Source organism: Deinococcus sp. AB2017081 (genome assembly GCF_034440735.1).
Taxonomy (GTDB): domain Bacteria; phylum Deinococcota; class Deinococci; order Deinococcales; family Deinococcaceae; genus Deinococcus; species Deinococcus rufus.
The window spans coordinates 2,100,629-2,116,773 of sequence record NZ_CP140098.1 but is presented as its reverse complement, the minus strand read 5'-3'; the positions used below and the strand labels follow the sequence as shown (position 1 = coordinate 2,116,773).

General features: G+C 66.8%; 11 protein-coding genes. 9 read left to right on the top strand and 2 right to left on the bottom strand.

Annotated elements, in window-relative coordinates:
• The first annotated feature begins 339 nt into the window (after positions 1-339).
• From gyrA to U2P90_RS10160, 3 genes are all read left to right on the top strand, one after another.
• Positions 340-2,775 (top strand): DNA gyrase subunit A, encoded by a 2,436-nt coding sequence (gene gyrA, locus U2P90_RS10170; protein ID WP_295816543.1) that lies wholly within the window; start codon positions 340-342, stop codon positions 2,773-2,775.
• 402 nt (positions 2,776-3,177) lie between these two features.
• A complete protein-coding gene (locus U2P90_RS10165) occupies positions 3,178-3,789 on the top strand; it encodes a helix-turn-helix domain-containing protein (RefSeq protein WP_295816545.1) in 612 nt (203 codons plus the stop codon).
• Positions 3,790-4,012: 223 nt separating this feature from the next.
• A complete protein-coding gene (locus U2P90_RS10160; RefSeq protein ID WP_322472004.1) occupies positions 4,013-5,371 on the top strand; it encodes an FAD-dependent oxidoreductase in 1,359 nt (452 codons plus the stop codon).
• 114 nt (positions 5,372-5,485) lie between these two features.
• On the opposite strand, the gene U2P90_RS10155 is transcribed toward U2P90_RS10160, so the two are convergent.
• Together U2P90_RS10155 and U2P90_RS10150 are read right to left on the bottom strand one after the other, a co-directional pair.
• Entirely contained in the window at positions 5,486-6,292 is an 807-nt protein-coding gene (locus U2P90_RS10155) for an AAC(3) family N-acetyltransferase (protein WP_295816549.1), read from the bottom strand.
• A 123-nt stretch (positions 6,293-6,415) separates the two neighbouring features.
• On the bottom strand, positions 6,416-8,572 hold the full coding sequence (locus U2P90_RS10150) for a glutamine synthetase III (RefSeq protein ID WP_322472003.1): 2,157 nt from the start codon (positions 8,570-8,572) through the stop codon (positions 6,416-6,418).
• A gap of 370 nt (positions 8,573-8,942) precedes the next feature.
• Between U2P90_RS10150 and glnA the strand changes: the two genes are divergently transcribed.
• From glnA to U2P90_RS10120, 6 genes are all read left to right on the top strand, one after another.
• Positions 8,943-10,319, top strand: coding sequence for a type I glutamate--ammonia ligase (gene glnA / locus U2P90_RS10145; protein ID WP_322472002.1), 1,377 nt, complete (start codon positions 8,943-8,945; stop codon positions 10,317-10,319).
• A 284-nt stretch (positions 10,320-10,603) separates the two neighbouring features.
• Positions 10,604-11,761, top strand: coding sequence for a branched-chain amino acid ABC transporter substrate-binding protein (locus U2P90_RS10140; protein ID WP_295820164.1), 1,158 nt, complete (start codon positions 10,604-10,606; stop codon positions 11,759-11,761).
• Positions 11,762-11,950: 189 nt separating this feature from the next.
• Positions 11,951-12,964: a branched-chain amino acid ABC transporter permease gene (locus U2P90_RS10135; protein WP_295820167.1), complete on the top strand. Its 1,014-nt coding sequence runs from the start codon at positions 11,951-11,953 to the stop codon at positions 12,962-12,964.
• Complete coding sequence (locus tag U2P90_RS10130) at positions 12,961-14,595, top strand: branched-chain amino acid ABC transporter permease (protein ID WP_322472001.1); 1,635 nt, start codon at positions 12,961-12,963, stop codon at positions 14,593-14,595. The genes U2P90_RS10135 and U2P90_RS10130 overlap by 4 nt, the downstream gene beginning before the upstream one ends.
• Positions 14,592-15,404, top strand: coding sequence for an ABC transporter ATP-binding protein (locus tag U2P90_RS10125; RefSeq protein ID WP_322472000.1), 813 nt, complete (start codon positions 14,592-14,594; stop codon positions 15,402-15,404). The genes U2P90_RS10130 and U2P90_RS10125 overlap by 4 nt, the downstream gene beginning before the upstream one ends.
• Positions 15,397-16,137 (top strand): ABC transporter ATP-binding protein, encoded by a 741-nt coding sequence (locus U2P90_RS10120; protein ID WP_380103367.1) that lies wholly within the window; start codon positions 15,397-15,399, stop codon positions 16,135-16,137. The genes U2P90_RS10125 and U2P90_RS10120 overlap by 8 nt, the downstream gene beginning before the upstream one ends.
• The last annotated feature ends 8 nt before the right edge of the window (positions 16,138-16,145 follow it).

Sequence of the window (16,145 nt, the reverse complement as noted above, 5' to 3'; positions counted from 1 at the left end):
ATAGGCGCGGCACTGTTGCACAGTCCTGACAAGACCGGGCACGACGGGGAGCGCGTGCGCCGCGGCCGACCGTACGGCGCCAGGGGACGGCCGGCGCCCGGCTCTGGCCACCGGTGGTCTCGGGCACCGATTGCCGCGCTGGCGGGGGGTTTCACGCGCCACCGACGCACCGGTTCCGGGCCGGCGATGCGGTACACTGTGGGTATTGAGGGCACGGCAGCTATTACGCTAGAGACATAATAGTGTGGTAGAATCGTGTCATACCCGGTGCCTGCGCCGGGACTCGTCCTTCCCTCCGCGAGCGGGCTGCCTGCCCGCCGCGCCCCCGACTGGAGCCACATGACCGGAATTCATCCCGTTGACATCACCAGCGAAGTCAAGACCAACTTCATCAACTACGCCATGAACGTGATCGTGGATCGTGCGCTGCCCGACGTGCGCGACGGTCTGAAGCCCGTACAGCGGCGGATCATGTACGCCATGCTGCTGGAAGGGCTGTACGCCAACCAGAAGCACGCCAAGTCGGCCTCGGTGGTCGGCGAGGTCATGAAGAAGTACCACCCCCACGGCGACTCGTCCATCTACGACGCGATGGTGCGCCTGGGCCAGTGGTGGAACATGCGCTATCCCATGGTGCATCCGCAGGGCAACTTCGGCAGCATCGACGGCGATCCGCCGGCCGCCATGCGCTACACGGAAGCCCGCATGACCAAGGTCGCCGAGGAGGTGCTGGCCGACCTGGAGAAGGAGACGGTCGACCTCAAGCCCAACTACGACGAGACGACCGAGGAACCCACGGTGCTGCCGTCAGCTGTGCCGAACCTGCTGATCAACGGCGCGTCCGGCATCGCGGTGGGCATGGCGACCAACATCCCGCCGCACAACCTCACCGAGATCTGCAACGGGCTGCTCGCGCTGATCGACAATCCGGCCCTGACCCTCGACGGCATGATGGAGCACGTCCGGGGGCCGGACTTCCCGACCGGCGGGCGCATCTCGCAGGCGGGCATCCGTGAGGCCTACGCGACCGGCCACGGCGGCCTGAAGGTGCGCGGCAAGGCCCGCATCGAGGAGAAGAACGGCCGCAACCAGATCATCATCAGCGAGATCCCGTATCAGGTGAACAAGACCAACCTGATCCAGACGATCAGCGCGATGTACAAGGCCGGCAAGATCCCGGACATCAGCGCCCTGCGGGACGAATCCGACCGCAAGGATCCGGTGCGGATCGTCGTGGAGCTCAAGCGCGGCGCGATCCCCACCCTGGTGCTGAATCAGCTCTACAAGTACACGCAGCTCCAGGGCACCTTCACGATCATCAACCTGAGCATCGTCAACGGCGAGCCGCGCGTGCTGCCGCTGGTCGACACCATGCGCTACTTCCTGACCCACCGCCGGGACGTGGTGACGCGCCGGACGCAGTACGACCTGCGCAAGGCCGAGGAACGGGCCCATGTCCTCGAGGGGCTCCTCAAGGCACTCGATCACATCGACGAGGTCATCTCGCTGATCCGTGCCAGCAACACCGGGGCCGAGGCCCGCGACTCGCTGATGGCCCGCTTCGGGCTGTCGGAGATCCAGTCGCAGGCCATCCTGGACATGCGCCTCCAGCGGCTGGTGGGCCTGGAACGTGAGAAGCTCCAGGGCGAGTTCGACGAACTCCAGAAGACCATCGCGTTCCTGCGCTCGATCCTGGGCGACGAGGGGCTGCTGTGGAAGGAGATCAAGAAGGAAGTCCGGGCCATCCGTGACAGCTACGGCGACGAGCGGCGCAGCACGATCACGCAGCTGGAAGACGACATCTCCAAGGAAGACCTGATCGCGGTCGAGGACATGGTCATCACCATGACCAAGGCCGGCTACCTGAAGCGCACGAATCTGGACGCGTACCGGGCCCAGGGCCGGGGCGGACGCGGAAGCAGCGGCGGCAAGCTCCGCGAGGAGGACGTGAACACCCGCGTCTTCGTCGGATCCACGCACGACTTCCTGCTGTTCTTCACGGACAAGGGCCGAGTCTTCCACGAGAAGATCTACGACCTGCCGGAAGCCGGGCGCGACGCCAAGGGCACGCACATCCGCAACCTGCTGCCCAGCCTGCGCGAGGACGAGAACATCGCGTCTGTGCTGAGCGTGAAGGGCTTCGAGGAGGCCGGGTGCTTCATCTTCGCGACCCGCAACGGCGTCGTCAAGAAGACCCTGATCACCGACTACGGCAACATCACCTCGGCGGGATTGATCGCCATCAACCTCCAGCCGGGCGATGAACTGATCGGCGTGGGCATCGTGCAGGACGGCGACCACGTCGTGCTGGCGACCCGGAACGGCAAGGCCATGCGCTTCGAATCCAGCGAGGTGCGCGACACTGGCCGCGCCACGCAGGGGGTCATCGGCATCCGGCTGCGTGAGGGCGAGCAGGACGCCGTGGTCAGCATGGCCCTGGTGCCCGGCGGCGACGAGGCCAGCGAACTGCTGGCGGTCAGCGAGTGCGGCCTGGGCAAGCGCACGCCGGTCGGGGACTACCCGGCCAAGGGGCGCGGCGGCATGGGCGTGATCACCCTGGACGTCACCGAGAAGACTGGCAAGCTCGTGACCCTGGCCCTGGTGGCCGGCAACGAGGAACTGATGGTGCTGACCGAGAAGGGCACCGTGATCCGCACGCGCGTCGAGGAAGTGCGCGTGACGGGCCGCAATGCCCAGGGCGTGAAGGTCATCAACATCGGCGACAAGGACAGCGTGATCAGCGCCTTCCCGATCCGCCGTGAGGACGAGGTCTGAGCGACTGACCTCCGACCTCAGGGTGCCCGGTGCCGGTCTGGCCGGGCATCCTGCGTTTGGCGGGTCGCGGGGGGCAGGTGCTGACTTCCGCTGCCACCCACGTCTTCATGGCCGCCTGCCGTGGCGTCCGCCGTGTCCCCGCCGCCCCTGTCCCGCACAAGATCCATGAGCCGGCCGTGAGCATCGGTCTAAGACTGACCACACCGGTTTTTGCCGGTATAGCCGGGAAAACGGGTGGCGGATCCAGCGCCCTTCTGTGTGACATAAATGATGATTAAAGAAACAAAATTGTTTACAAAAAAGTGATTTTCGGTTACACTGTGAGCACGTCGGGAAAGGGCGTTCCATCACCCTCGACCGACCATCACTTTCACCCTCACTCCGCCCGAGGAGGCGACTTCAATGACCCAGACGTCCAATGCCACGCGCACCTATGTCGACACCGTGACCTACCGCCCCGGTGCCGTGATCCTGTACCCCGGCAAGAGCGACATGCTGTACCGCGTCAGCTCTGGCCTGATCCGCGTCCATACCATGGATGACGACGGCAACGGCCTCACGCTGCGGTATGTCAAACCCGGCGAATACTTCGGCGAGGAAGCCCTCGCAGGCGTGAACCGGGCGTACTTCGCCGAGGCCGTGACGGATTCGAGTGTCGACGTGATCAATCCGGCCCTGATGACCGCCGAGGACAACCTCATCGTGACCACGCACCTGGTGCGTACGCTGGAACGTGCCTACGAGAGCATCTACCGTCTGGTGGGCAAGCGGCTGCGCGCGCGGATCGCCGGTGAGCTGCTGGAGCTCAAGGACACCGCCCTGGCCACCCAGCTCGACAGCGGCGAGACCATGATCTATGCCACCCACGACGAACTGGCCGCTGCTGTGGGCAGCGTACGCGAGACGGTCACCAAGGTCGTGGGCGAACTGTCGCGTGAAGGTGTGATCAGCGCCGGCTACGGCAAGATCACCCTCAAGAACGAGGCGGCCCTCGGCGAGATCGCCGCCGCATAACCAGATCGTTTCCCCACCGCCGCCCGCACCCTGTGCCGGGCGGCGGCGTTCTGTGCGGGGCCGGTGCGTGGAGGGAGCGTTCACCCGTCTAGGCGTGGAAGACCGCGTGTTTCATCGTCCCACACGCCTTCTGGCCGACTGACAGACGGTGTTGCCGACCGTGTGACACCATACCGGCACGTTCGGCATTCACACCTTCACATGGGCCCACTAGACTCGCGGCATGACCGTGTCCTACACCCCCGAGCGTCCCCTTCGTGTCGCCGTGATCGGCTCTGGCCCCAGCGGCGTCTTCGCCACCGAGGCCCTGCTGAAGTCCGACCTGAGCGTCGAGGTGGACGTCTATGACCGTCTGCCCACTCCGTACGGTCTGGTGCGCTACGGCGTCGCGCCGGATCACCTGACCATCAAGAGCGTCACGCGCGGCTTCGAGAAGACGCTGTCCGATCCACGCGTCCGCTTCCTGGGCAACGTGGAGTTCGGCCGTGACCTGACCCACGAGGATGCCCGTGCACACTACGATGCCGTCATGTACACGGTGGGGGCGAGCAGCGACCGCCGGCTGGGCATTCCCGGCGAGGAGCTGCGCGGTTCCATGAGCGCTACCGAATTCGTCGCGTGGTACAACGGCCACCCGGACGCCGCCGCCCGCGACCTGACCCTGGCGGCCACGGGGGTCGCCGTGATCGGTGTGGGGAACGTGGCCCTGGATGTCAGCCGCATCCTCGTGAAGACGGTGGCGGAACTGCGCGAATCGGATATCGCCGCCCACGCGCTGCCGGTGCTGGAGCGCAGCGCGGTCAAGGACGTGTGGGTTCTGGGCCGGCGTGGCGCGGCACAGGCCAAGTTCACGACCAAGGAGCTGCGCGAGTTCGGAGAACTGGACGACGCCGATCCCATCGTCAAGCCGGCCGAGGTGCAGGTCGACGAGGCGGCCGAAGCCGCAATCACCGACAACACCGTCAGGAAGAATCTGGACGTGCTGCGCGACTTCGCGGTCCGCACGCCCGAGGGCAAGGCTCGCCGCATCCACCTGCGCTTCCTGGTCTCCCCCACCGAGATCCTCGACGACGGCGCGGGCAACGTGGGCGGCCTGAAGATCGAACGCAACACCCTGGACGACCACGGCAATGCCGTCGGCACCGGTGAGTTCGAGGTGCTGCCCGTGCAGCTGGTGCTGCGCTCCGTCGGCTACAAGGGGGTGGCCCTGCCGGGCGTGCCCTTCGATGGCCGCCGGGGCGTGATCCCCAACACCGAGGGACGGGTGGACGGCCGGCCCGGCGAGTACACCGCCGGCTGGATCAAACGCGGCCCCAGCGGTGTGATCGGCACCAACCGCAAGGACGCCACCGACACCGTCGCGCATCTGCTCGCGGACGCCCGAGCGGGCACGCTGTCTGCGGCGGCGCACCCGACCCGTGCCGCCGTGGACACGCTGCTGGCCTCGCGCGGCGTGGACGTCTACTCCTTCCACGACTGGCAGGTGCTCGACGCGCACGAACTGGCGCAGGGTCAGGCCCAGGGCCGCCCCCGCCACAAGGTAGTCCTGCGCGAGGAGATGCTGACGCACCGCCGCAGCTGAGATCCGAAGGAAACGGCGCGGCTGCACATCAGTGCGCCGTGCCGTCTTTTTCCCTGTCACCCCGGCGGGCCCGCCGTCCGCAGCATCCCGGACGGTGCCGCTCCCCGCGCTGACCTACAGACCGACGTGCGGCCGGGGGTCGAGCCCGCGCTGGCGGACGAGTTGACGCACTTCCTGGCAGCGGCAGCCCCGGTATGTGCACAGCAGGCCCTCCGGGTGCTGGGTCAGGAAGGCGGTGGTGGTGTCCACCAGGGCACGGACGGAGTACAGCTGCAGTTCCGACGATCCGACCCGCGCGGTCCGGAAGAGACCGGTCAGCGCGGGAACCAGATTGTCGAAGTCGGCCGAGCAGTTCGGAAAGGCCGTGGGCATGACCCCCTGCGGCGTGTGGACATAGCGCGTCAGCAGCGGCATCCCGGCCAGGTGCTCACCGTAGTGGATGGACGTGTTGCTGCCGTGATCCACACCCATGAGCAGGGCGTAGCCGTCCAGATCGTACAGGGCCCCGACCGGCCGGTACGGGCTGTCCAGGGTCTGGGCCGCCGTGATCGCGGCCGCCTGCTCCCCCAGCGCGATGAAGCTCAGGGTGGGATGGGCCGAGCGTAGGGCAGCTGAGCGCTCCACCATCTCCTGCGGTACGCGGCCGATGTCGCGGCTCACGCGCATGTCCCGGTGAAAACGCGGCGTGGACAGCGCCCCCGGCCGGGACATCAGGGTGGAATATGTGAAGGCAGGCGCCACCAGGGTGGCGGTACTCGCCACCAGCGCGTCGACAGCGCCACGGGCCCCGCCCTCCAGGGTGCCGAAGGATTTCAGGCTGGCATGCACCATGACGTGCTGCGTGCCGTCCAGTCCCAGTTCCGCCAGCCCCCGCTCCAGGTCTGCGGGTGTGACAGAGGGCTTGCGTAACAGGTTCAGCACGCCCCCAAGTGTAGCGGAGGTGGGCTGGCACACGGCAACGCTGGTCACGTGTTCCCACACGATACCGGGCCGCCCAGAACAGGCGGCCCGGTGGTCACGGCGCCACGTGGCACCGTCCTGCGGTCACTTCACGAACAGCATCTGACGGTACGTGGGCAGGGGCCAGTGCTGCTCGGCCACGACCTTCTCCAGCTTGTCGGCGGCGGTGCGCACCTTGAGCATGGCGGGCAGGACATGGTCGCGCATGTGGTGCGCCTTCTCATGCACCTCGTCGCCTCCCTGGGCGGCGTTCTGGTCAGACAGGGCCTGAACCGCGTCATACAGCTCATCGGCGGCGGCACTGACCTCACCGGCCACGCCACGGGCGGCGCGGCTGTCCCCGGCGGCATTCAGCTCGCCCAGGTACTTGATCGCGGCGGGCAGGATCATGGTGCGGGCCATGTACTCGGTGGTCTCGCCCTCGATGTTCACCGTCTTGAAGTAGATGTCGTACATGATTTCCTGGCGGGCCGCGAGTTCACGGTCGCTGAGCACCCCGAACTTCTGGAACAGGGCCTGGTTCTTGGCGTCCGACAGGTGCTCGATCGCGTCCAGCGAGGTTCGCAGGTTCAGCAGCTTGCGGGTGTGCTCCGCTTCCTGGTGCCACTCGTCGGAATAGCCGTCGCCGTTGAAGACGATGCGCTTGTGCGCCGCGTAGGTGCTCTTCACGAGGTCGGCCACCGCCGCATTGAGATCGGCGCCGCCGTCGAGCTTCGCCTTCAGGTCGGCAGTCAGCGCCGACACGGCATCGGCCACGATGATGTTCAGCACTGTGATCGGGAACGAGATGCTCTGGCTGCTGCCGGCCGCACGGAACTCGAACTTGTTGCCGGTGAAGGCGAACGGGCTGGTGCGGTTGCGGTCGCCGGCGTGACGCGGCAGCGGGGGCAGCACGCTGGTGCCCAGGCCCAGCAGCCCGGCCGATGCGCCGCGTCCACCCTGACCGCTCTCCAGCCGGTCGAAGATCTCGGTAAGCTCGCTGCCCAGGAAGATCGAGATGATGGCCGGGGGCGCTTCGTTCGCGCCGAGGCGGTGGTCGTTGCTCGCGCTGGCGACCGAGATCCTCAGCAGATCCTGGTGCTCGTCGACGGCCTTGATCACGGCGGCGCAGAAGAACAGGAACTGCATGTTCTCGTGCGGGGTGTCGCCCGGCTCGAGCAGGTTCTCACCGGCGTTGGTGCCCATGCTCCAGTTGCAGTGCTTGCCGCTGCCGTTCACGCCGGCAAACGGCTTCTCGTGCAGCAGCGCCACCAGACCGTACTTGCGGGCCGTGTTGCGCAGGATCTGCATGATCAGCTGCTGGTGATCCGCCGCGACGTTGCTGTCCTCATAGATGGGCGCGATCTCGAACTGACCCGGAGCGACCTCGTTGTGCCGGGTCTTGACCGGGATGCCCAGGGCGTACATCTGCGTCTCGGCGTCGGTCATGAAGCTCAGGACACGGTCCGGGATGGCTCCGAAGTAGTGGTCTTCCAGCTCCTGGCCGCGCGGGGGCTGTGCCCCGAACAGCGTGCGGCCGGTCATGACCAGGTCGGGCCGGCGGTAGAAGTACTCCTCGGCGATCAGGAAATACTCCTGCTCGGCCCCCAGGGTGCTGCTCACACGCGTGCCCTCGCTGGCCCCGAACAGGGCCAGGGCCGGGGTGACGGCCTTGTTCAGCGCCTCGACCGAGCGCAGCAGCGGCGTCTTGGTGTCCAGAGCCTCGCCCGTCCACGACGCGAAGGCAGTGGGGATGCTCAGGGTGGCGCCGTTGGCATGGCGCATGATGAAGGCCGGGCTGCTCGCGTCCCACGCGGTGTAGCCACGGGCCTCGAAGGTGGCCCGCAGGCCCCCGGACGGGAAGGAGCTGGCGTCGGGCTCGGCCTGGATCAGTTCCTTGCCGCTGAAGGTGGCGATGGCGCTGCCCTCTCCGGTCGGCGAGACGAAGGAATCGTGCTTCTCGGCGGTCGCGCCGGTCAGCGGGTGGAACCAGTGGGTGTAGTGCGTGGCGCCCTTCTCCATGGCCCACGTCTTCATGGCCAGCGCGACCGTGTCGGCGATGGTGGGATCCAGGGTATCGCCGCGCTCCAGCGTGGCCTGGAGGCTCTTGTAGACCGGCTTGCTCAGGCGGGTCTTGAGCTGTTCCAGGGTCAGGACGTCGCTGGCATACACGTCGGTGAAGATGTCGTGCGGGGTCGAGGCCTGCTCGGTGTCGAGTCGCCAGTTGCGCGCGGCCGAGATCACGTCGAAGTCATGGTTCATGGGGCTCCCTTGATCAGGGACGTCCGTACAGTGGCAACGGCGTGGCATCCCTGCACGCCGCCCTGAGCCGGAGTCCTGACACTGCCGCCGAGTATAGGAGCCAGCTGTTGCGGGGGTCAACGCATTCCCCTGCACAAGTCGTCACTCTGCGCCGCCCTTCCACGGCCGTACGGCACGTTCCGTGCAGGTTGTCAGAGCTGACGTGACGCCTGGGCGACTCCGCGTTCCACAACCTGCACGGGCCGGATCTGCCGACGTGCGGGGTGGCCGGCGCAGCCGTCACGGCGTCGCGCATAATCACGGCAGTCCACCCGCCCCGCCGCGACCCTCCGGGCAGTCGCCCGGCCGGCCCCTGGAGGTTCCCCGCACCATGAGTCGTCAGAAACCGTCCCCCACCGACAGCGCCGCCCCACCGTCACGCGAGAGCGTCCTGGCCGAACTCCAGCAGGGTGAGGTCAAATTCCTGCGCCTGCAGTTCACAGACATCCTGGGCACCACCAAGAACGTCGAGGTGCCGAAGTCCCAGTTCTTCAAGGCACTGAACGGCGACGTGACCTTCGACGGCAGCGCCGTGGAGGGATTCACGCGGGTCGAGGAATCCGACATGCTGCTCCGGCCGGACCTGAGCACCTTCCTGATCTACCCGCAGTTCTCCCGCGAGGAGGGGGAGCGTGGCCGGGTCGCGCGCCTGATCTGCGACGTGGCCCTGCCGGACGGCACCCCCTTCACCGGGGATCCCCGGCATGTCCTGAGAACCCAGGTGGAACGGGCACGGGCGCTGGGCTTCGAGATGTTCGTGGGCACCGAGCCGGAATTCTTCCTGTTCGAGCGCACGCCGTCCGGTCTGGGCAGCACCGTCACACACGACAAGGCCGGGTATTTCGACCTCGCTCCCATCGACAAGGGCGAGCGCATCCGCCGGGAGATCGCCAACAAGCTCGTCGAGATGGGCTTCGAGATCGAGGCCGCGCACCACGAGGTCGCGCCGGGGCAGCACGAGATCGACTTCCGGTACGCACCGGCCCTGGAAACGGCGGACCGCATCGCGACCTTCAAGTTCGTCGTCAAGCGGGTCGCGCTGGAATATGGCCTGCTGGCGAGCTTCCTGCCCAAACCCATGCCCGGCGTGAACGGCAGCGGCATGCACTGTCACTTGAGCCTGTTCCGGGGCGGCGAGAACGCCTTCGCCGATCCGTCCGGCGACCACGGGCTGTCCCGGACTGCCGAGCAGTTCATCGCAGGCGTCCTCGACCATGCCCAGGGCATCACGGCGATCACGAATCCGCTTGTGAACAGTTACAAGCGGCTGGTGCCCGGTTTCGAGGCGCCGGTGAACATCGCCTGGAGCACCAGCAACCGCTCGGCACTGATCCGCATTCCGGCCAAACGCGGCAACTCCACCCGCGCCGAGGTGCGGATGCCGGATCCCAGCTGCAATCCCTACCTGGCGCTCGCCGTCATGCTGGCCGCCGGCCTTGACGGCATTGAGCAGCAGATGGAGCCGCCGCCCGCGATCCAGCGCAACATCTTCCGCATGACGGTGCGCGAGAAACGCCACCACCGGGTCAAGGAACTGCCCACGGACCTGCGCGAGGCCGTCGAGGAGTTGCAGAAGGACACGGTCATCGCCCAGGCCCTGGGCGACCACGTCCTCGACCACTTCGTCGAGGCGAAGATGGCCGAGTGGCGCGAATATTCGTCGACGGTACACGCGTGGGAACTGGAGCGGTACCTGGATCTGATCTGACCACCCCCGCCTGCCCCCACTCCGCGCCGCCACACGCCGCTCTTGCGCGTCCTGCCGCGTTTCGTTGTCCTCCATCGTAAAATGCGGCGGGCCGAGTCAGGAGATTGCGCCCAGGGCTGTTTAGACGCAATGTATGAAACAACTTCTCAGGCCCCACGCCGGATCGTTTCAATTCGTTCATGAGTAACGCATTGACATCAAATCAAGGCTCAGCCTAGAATTGCGGCATCACCACACCGCACGCCATCCGGACGGAGGGCGCTGCAACTGCACCCGGAGGATTCATGAAGAACACCGCCCTGAGCCTGTCTGTTCTGGCCGCCCTTGCCCTCGGTTCCGCCAGCGCGCAGACCACCATCCGTATCGCCTCGCTGAGCCCGCTGTCCGGCGGCCAGAGCGACCTCGGCACCCAGATCCGCAACGGCACGCAGCTGGCCGTCAACGAATACAAGGCCCAGTTCAAGAAGCTCGGCTTCGACCTGCAGCTCGTGCCGTACGACGACCAGGCCGACCCCGCCACCGGCACCGCCGCCGCCCGCAAGATCGCCGCTGACCGTCAGATCCTCGCGGTCGTGGGCACCCTGAACTCGGGGGTCGCCATCCCCGCCTCGGCCGCGCTCCAGGCCAGCCGCGTGGCGATGGTCAGCCCCGCCAACACCGCCAACCAGGTCACGGATCGCGGCCTGCCGAACATGAACCGCATCGTCGCCCGTGACGACGCCCAGGGCGGTGCCGGCGCGAACTTCCTGGCCGGGAAGCTCGGGGCCAAGAAGGTCTACATCCTGAACGACAAGACCGCGTACGGTGAAGGTCTGGCCGGCGAGGTCGAGAAGGCGCTGAAGGCCAAGGGCGTGTCCGTCGTCGCCAACGAGGGCACCGAGGAGAAGAGCGACTTCTCCAGCATCGTCGCCAAGATTCGCCTGCAGAACCCCGACGCCGTGTACTTCGGCGGCATCTACAACCAGGTCGGCGTGTTCATCAAGCAGCTGCGCGAAGCCGGCGTGACGACCCCCGTGGTCGGCGGCGACGGCCTGGACAGCGGCGAACTGCCCACCATCGTGGGGGCCGCCAACGCCAACAAGATCTACTTCACGACCGTGGCCGCGCCCATCGACGCGCTGCCCGCCGCGAAGGTCTTCGCCGCGAACTACAAGAAGACCTTCAACGACGACGCCCAGGGCTTCGGGGCCTTCGGCTACGACGCCGCCAAGGTCGTCCTCCAGGGCATCCTGAACGCCGCCCGCAACAATGGCAACAAGCTGCCGACCCGCACCCAGGTCGAGACCGCCATCCGCAAGGGCAACTTCACCGGGCTGCTGTCCGGCGCCGTGAGCTTCAACTCCGTGGGCGACCGCCGCGCCGCGACCATGTACGTCGTGGGCGTGACCGCCGGTGCGTTCAAGCTCGACAGCTCGATCAACGTCAAGCCCGTCAAGCAGTAAGAGCAGCTTCACAGGCTCGTTCAGCGGGGGCCGGGCAGCGCGCCCGGCCCCCATACTGTTGCGGTCAGCCGGTGGGCCTACCAATTCTCCTCGCGGTGTGTAAGTGTTGTGCATCACTCCCGAACTGCCCCGCTGAGAGCCCACCCTGCTGCACCCACCAGCCGCTGTTTCTGAAAGGAGTTGAATTCATTGGATCTCGCAGTCCTGTTGCCCTTCCTGGTGAACGTGATCGTCGGCGGCCTGGTACTGGGTGCCGTGTACGCCATCATCGCGCTCGGCTACACCATGGTGTACGGCGTCCTGCAACTCATCAACTTCGCCCACTCGGAGGTATTTGTCACGGGCGCGGTCGTCGGCTTCGAGGTCTTCCGGCTGCTCCAGAACGTCCAGATGGACGGCTACCTGAAACTGCTGATTGCCCTGCTGGCGGCCATGCTGATCTCGGGCACGCTGAACGTGCTGATCGAGCGCCTGGCGTACCGGCCCCTGCGGAACGCGCCCAAGCTCGTGCCGCTGATCACCGCGATCGGCGTGTCGCTGATCCTTCAGGACGTGCTGCGCGTGATCGAGGGCCTTCAGGGCCGCTTTGATCTGACGTACACCCTGCCGGCCGCCTTCACCACCAAGTTCTGCGCGGCCACCAGCTCGTGCGCGTCCATCGGGAACGGGTTGCGGACGGTCGGCATCGACCTCCAGCTCAAGGACGTGATCCTGCTGATCGTGGCGGGCCTCAGCCTCGCTGTCCTGAATTACCTCGTGAACCACACCCGTCTGGGCACCGCCATCCGCGCTGTCGCGCAGGATCGTGTGACCTCGGGCCTGATGGGCATCGACGCCAACCGCATGATCTCCGCGACCTTTGCCATCGGCGGGGCGCTGGGCGGCATCAGCGGCGTGCTGTTCGGGATGAAGTTCGGTACCGTCAATGCCTACTCCGGCTTCGATCCGGGCATCATCGCCTTCACGGCGGCCGTGCTGGGCGGCATCGGCAGTATTCCCGGCGCGGTGCTGGGCGGGCTCACGCTGGGCGTGATCCAGAACCTGATCGGCGTGACGAACGTGCTGGGGAACGTGGTCGGCAGTGCCAACCTGGAGGCCATCGATGCCTCGTACCAGCGCATCGGGGCCTTCATTGTGCTGGTGCTGATCCTGATCTTCAAACCGACCGGCCTGCTCGGCAAGAGCAACGTGGAGAAGGTATGACGGCCGCCGTGAAGACGCCGCCGTCGATGAAGCCGGCCCCGGCGCCCGAGCGCACGGTCATGCTGGTGCTGATCTTCCTGGTGACCAGCGCCCTGCTTCTGGTCTCGCACAACGGCCCCCTGCTCGAGGGTCTGGGCGGCCTGGGCACCTTCCTGCGGAATCCCATCGTCGAGGCGCTGCTGGTGTCGCTGTTCCTGGCGAACATCCTGTTCGCGCACCTGTGGCGGGCCGCGCCGTGGGCCAGGGCCGTGGTCGGACTGGGCAGCCTGCTGATCGTGCTGCCCCTGGCCGGCCGCGAGGACACCAGCCTGCTGGATCTGTCGATCCAGATCATGATCTTCGCCGCGCTGGCCCTGGGCCTGAACATCGTGGTGGGGCTCGCGGGGCTGCTCGACCTGGGTTACGTGGCCTTCTTCGCGGTGGGCGCATACACCTGGGGCATCTTCGCGTCGCCGCGCTTTGCCGAGGTGCTGCGCTACTACGGCGAGAATCCCGGCGCGACGAACGCCGGCACACTGGCGATCGGGCTGTTCCTGGTGGTCGTGACGGCCGCGAGCATGGTGTACGTGAACCGCCTGACGGCCCGCACCGCGCCGACCCGCACGACCACGTGGAGTTTCCGGCTGGCGAGCATCGGACTGATCGCCGGGCTGGTGCTGGCCGCCCGCGCCACGATCGTCCTGATGTCCGGACAGGCCGGCAGTCTGGCCAACGGCATCAATCCCGGCTTCTTCTGGCTGTTCCTGGCCCTGAGCATCATGGCCGCCGCCATCGTGGGCGTGCTGATCGGCCTGCCGGTGCTGCGCCTCAAGGGCGACTATCTGGCGATCATCACGCTGGGCCTGGGCGAGGTGATCCGCGTGCTCGCCAACAACCTCGACCTGTACACGGCCGGGTCGCAGGGCATCACACCGATCAAGAGTGCCAGTGTGCCGTGGTTCAACGCCATGGCCGGCGCGCTGGGCTTCACCGAGGATCAGTACTATCTGCTGTTCCTGTACTTCCTGGTGCTGGTCGTGATCGCCGTGATCCTGACCGTGAACGTGCGTCTGGATCGCAGCCGGATCGGCCGGGCGTGGATCGCCATCCGCGACGACGAGGTCGCGGCGCAGGCGATGGGCGTGCCGCTGGTGCAGACCAAGCTGATCGCCTTTGCGACCGGCGCGAGCTTCGCCGGGGTCATGGGCATGATCTTCGCGGCCAAGCAGACCTTCATCAGCCCCGAGTCCTTCAACCTGTTCCAGAGCATCGGCGTGTTGAGCATGGTCATCCTGGGCGGCATGGGCTCGTTCCCCGGCGTGATCCTGGGCGCGGCCGTCGTGACGCTGCTGAACCTGCGGATCCTGCCGGGCCTGGGCGAGGCGACCGCCAACCTGGGCATCCCGCAGCAGGTCAATCCGGGGCAGCTCCAGCGCCTGATCTTCGGGATCATCCTGGTCGCCATGATGCTGCTGCGCCCCGAGGGGCTGCTGCCCAGCCGGCGGCGCACGCTGGAACTGCACCATGACGACAACCAGGAGGACGACTCCGGGCACGGCAGCGGGGGCGGCCTGAACGCCGGCCCGATCGAGGTGCTGAGCCCCGGCCTGGCCCCGGCCTCCGAGAACGAGCGCAGCGGGGGCACGAAATGACCGGCGCACCGATTCTCGACGTGCAGAACGTCACCAAGCAGTTCGGCGGCCTGACCGCTGTGAACGATGTGACCATGACCATCCCGTCGGCGTCCATTGTGTCCGTCATCGGGCCGAACGGCGCGGGCAAGACCACCTTCTTCAACATGATCACCGGCATCTACACGCCGACCAGCGGCACCATCCGCCTGGCGGGCAGGGAACTCGTGGGCCTGCGCCCCGATCAGGTGACCGAGGCCGGGATCGCCCGCACCTTCCAGAACATCCGCCTGTTCTCGACCATGTCCAGCGAGGAGAACATCATGGTGGGCCGCCACGCCCGCCTGAAGAGCGGCTTCGTGGACGCCGTGCTGCGCACCCAGAAGTTCCGCGAATCCGAGCAGGAGGCGCGTGACGCCGCCCGGATCATGCTGGACTTCGTGGGCTTGGGGAAGTGGCGCCACGAACTCGCCACCAACCTGCCCTACGGCGACCAGCGCAAGCTGGAGATCGCCCGTGCCCTGGCGACCACGCCCAAACTGATCCTGCTGGACGAACCCGCCGCCGGCATGAATCCCCGCGAGACCGAGGATCTCAAGGCGCTGATCCGCCGTATCCGCGACGAGCTGGGCGTGACGGTGTGCCTGATCGAGCACGACATGCGCCTGGTGATGACCCTGTCGGAGTACATCACGGTGCTGGACTACGGCAGCAAGATCAGCGAGGGGCTGCCGCATCAGGTGAGAAATGATCCGCGTGTGATGGAGGCGTACCTGGGCCGTGGCGCGGCGGCCGGCGAGTACGGCAAGGAGGAACGCCCGAATGCCTGATCCCGTCAAGAGCGGTGCGCCGATGCTCGAACTCAGCGACATCCACACCTACTACGGCCACATCCACGCCCTGAAGGGCATCTCCATGACCGTGAACGAGGGCGAGATCGTCGCCCTGATCGGCGGCAACGGGGCCGGCAAGACCACCACGCTGCGCACGATCAGCGGCATGATGAAACCCCGCACCGGCACCCTGGCGTACCAGGGCCGTACCATCGCCGGGATTCCCGCGCACGACATCATGCAGCTGGGGATCTCGCACGTGCCGGAGGGCCGCCGGATCTTCCCGCAGCTGACCGTGCGTGAGAACCTGGACGTGGGCGCGTACACCGTCACGGATCGCGCCGTCGTCGAGACCCGCGTGCAGGAGGGCTTCGGCTACTTCCCGCGCCTGAAGGAACGCGAGCACCAGCTGGGCGGCACCATGTCCGGCGGCGAGCAGCAGATGCTGGCGATCGCCCGCGCCCTGATGGTCGCGCCGAAGCTGCTGCTGCTGGACGAGCCGAGCATGGGCCTGTCGCCACTGTTCGTCGAGGCGATCTTCGATATCGTCGAGAAGCTGAACCGCGAGCACGGCACCACCGTGCTGCTGGTCGAGCAGAACGCGAACATGGCCCTGCAGATCGCCCACCGGGCGTATGTCATGCAGACCGGCGAGATCAAGCTGTCGGGCAAGGCCTCCGACATCGCGCAGGACGAGAGCGTGCGCAAGGCGTACCTGGGCGACGAGTAACCCACCTC

Coding starts and splice junctions, on each gene's coding strand:
- U2P90_RS10150 (WP_322472003.1), bottom strand. CDS start 8,572: ATGAACCATGACTTCGACGTGATCTCGGCCGCGCGCAACTGGCGACTC.
- U2P90_RS10165 (WP_295816545.1), top strand. CDS start 3,178: ATGACCCAGACGTCCAATGCCACGCGCACCTATGTCGACACCGTGACC.
- U2P90_RS10140 (WP_295820164.1), top strand. CDS start 10,604: ATGAAGAACACCGCCCTGAGCCTGTCTGTTCTGGCCGCCCTTGCCCTC.
- U2P90_RS10160 (WP_322472004.1), top strand. CDS start 4,013: ATGACCGTGTCCTACACCCCCGAGCGTCCCCTTCGTGTCGCCGTGATC.
- glnA (WP_322472002.1), top strand. CDS start 8,943: ATGAGTCGTCAGAAACCGTCCCCCACCGACAGCGCCGCCCCACCGTCA.
- U2P90_RS10130 (WP_322472001.1), top strand. CDS start 12,961: ATGACGGCCGCCGTGAAGACGCCGCCGTCGATGAAGCCGGCCCCGGCG.
- U2P90_RS10120 (WP_380103367.1), top strand. CDS start 15,397: ATGCCTGATCCCGTCAAGAGCGGTGCGCCGATGCTCGAACTCAGCGAC.
- U2P90_RS10125 (WP_322472000.1), top strand. CDS start 14,592: ATGACCGGCGCACCGATTCTCGACGTGCAGAACGTCACCAAGCAGTTC.
- gyrA (WP_295816543.1), top strand. CDS start 340: ATGACCGGAATTCATCCCGTTGACATCACCAGCGAAGTCAAGACCAAC.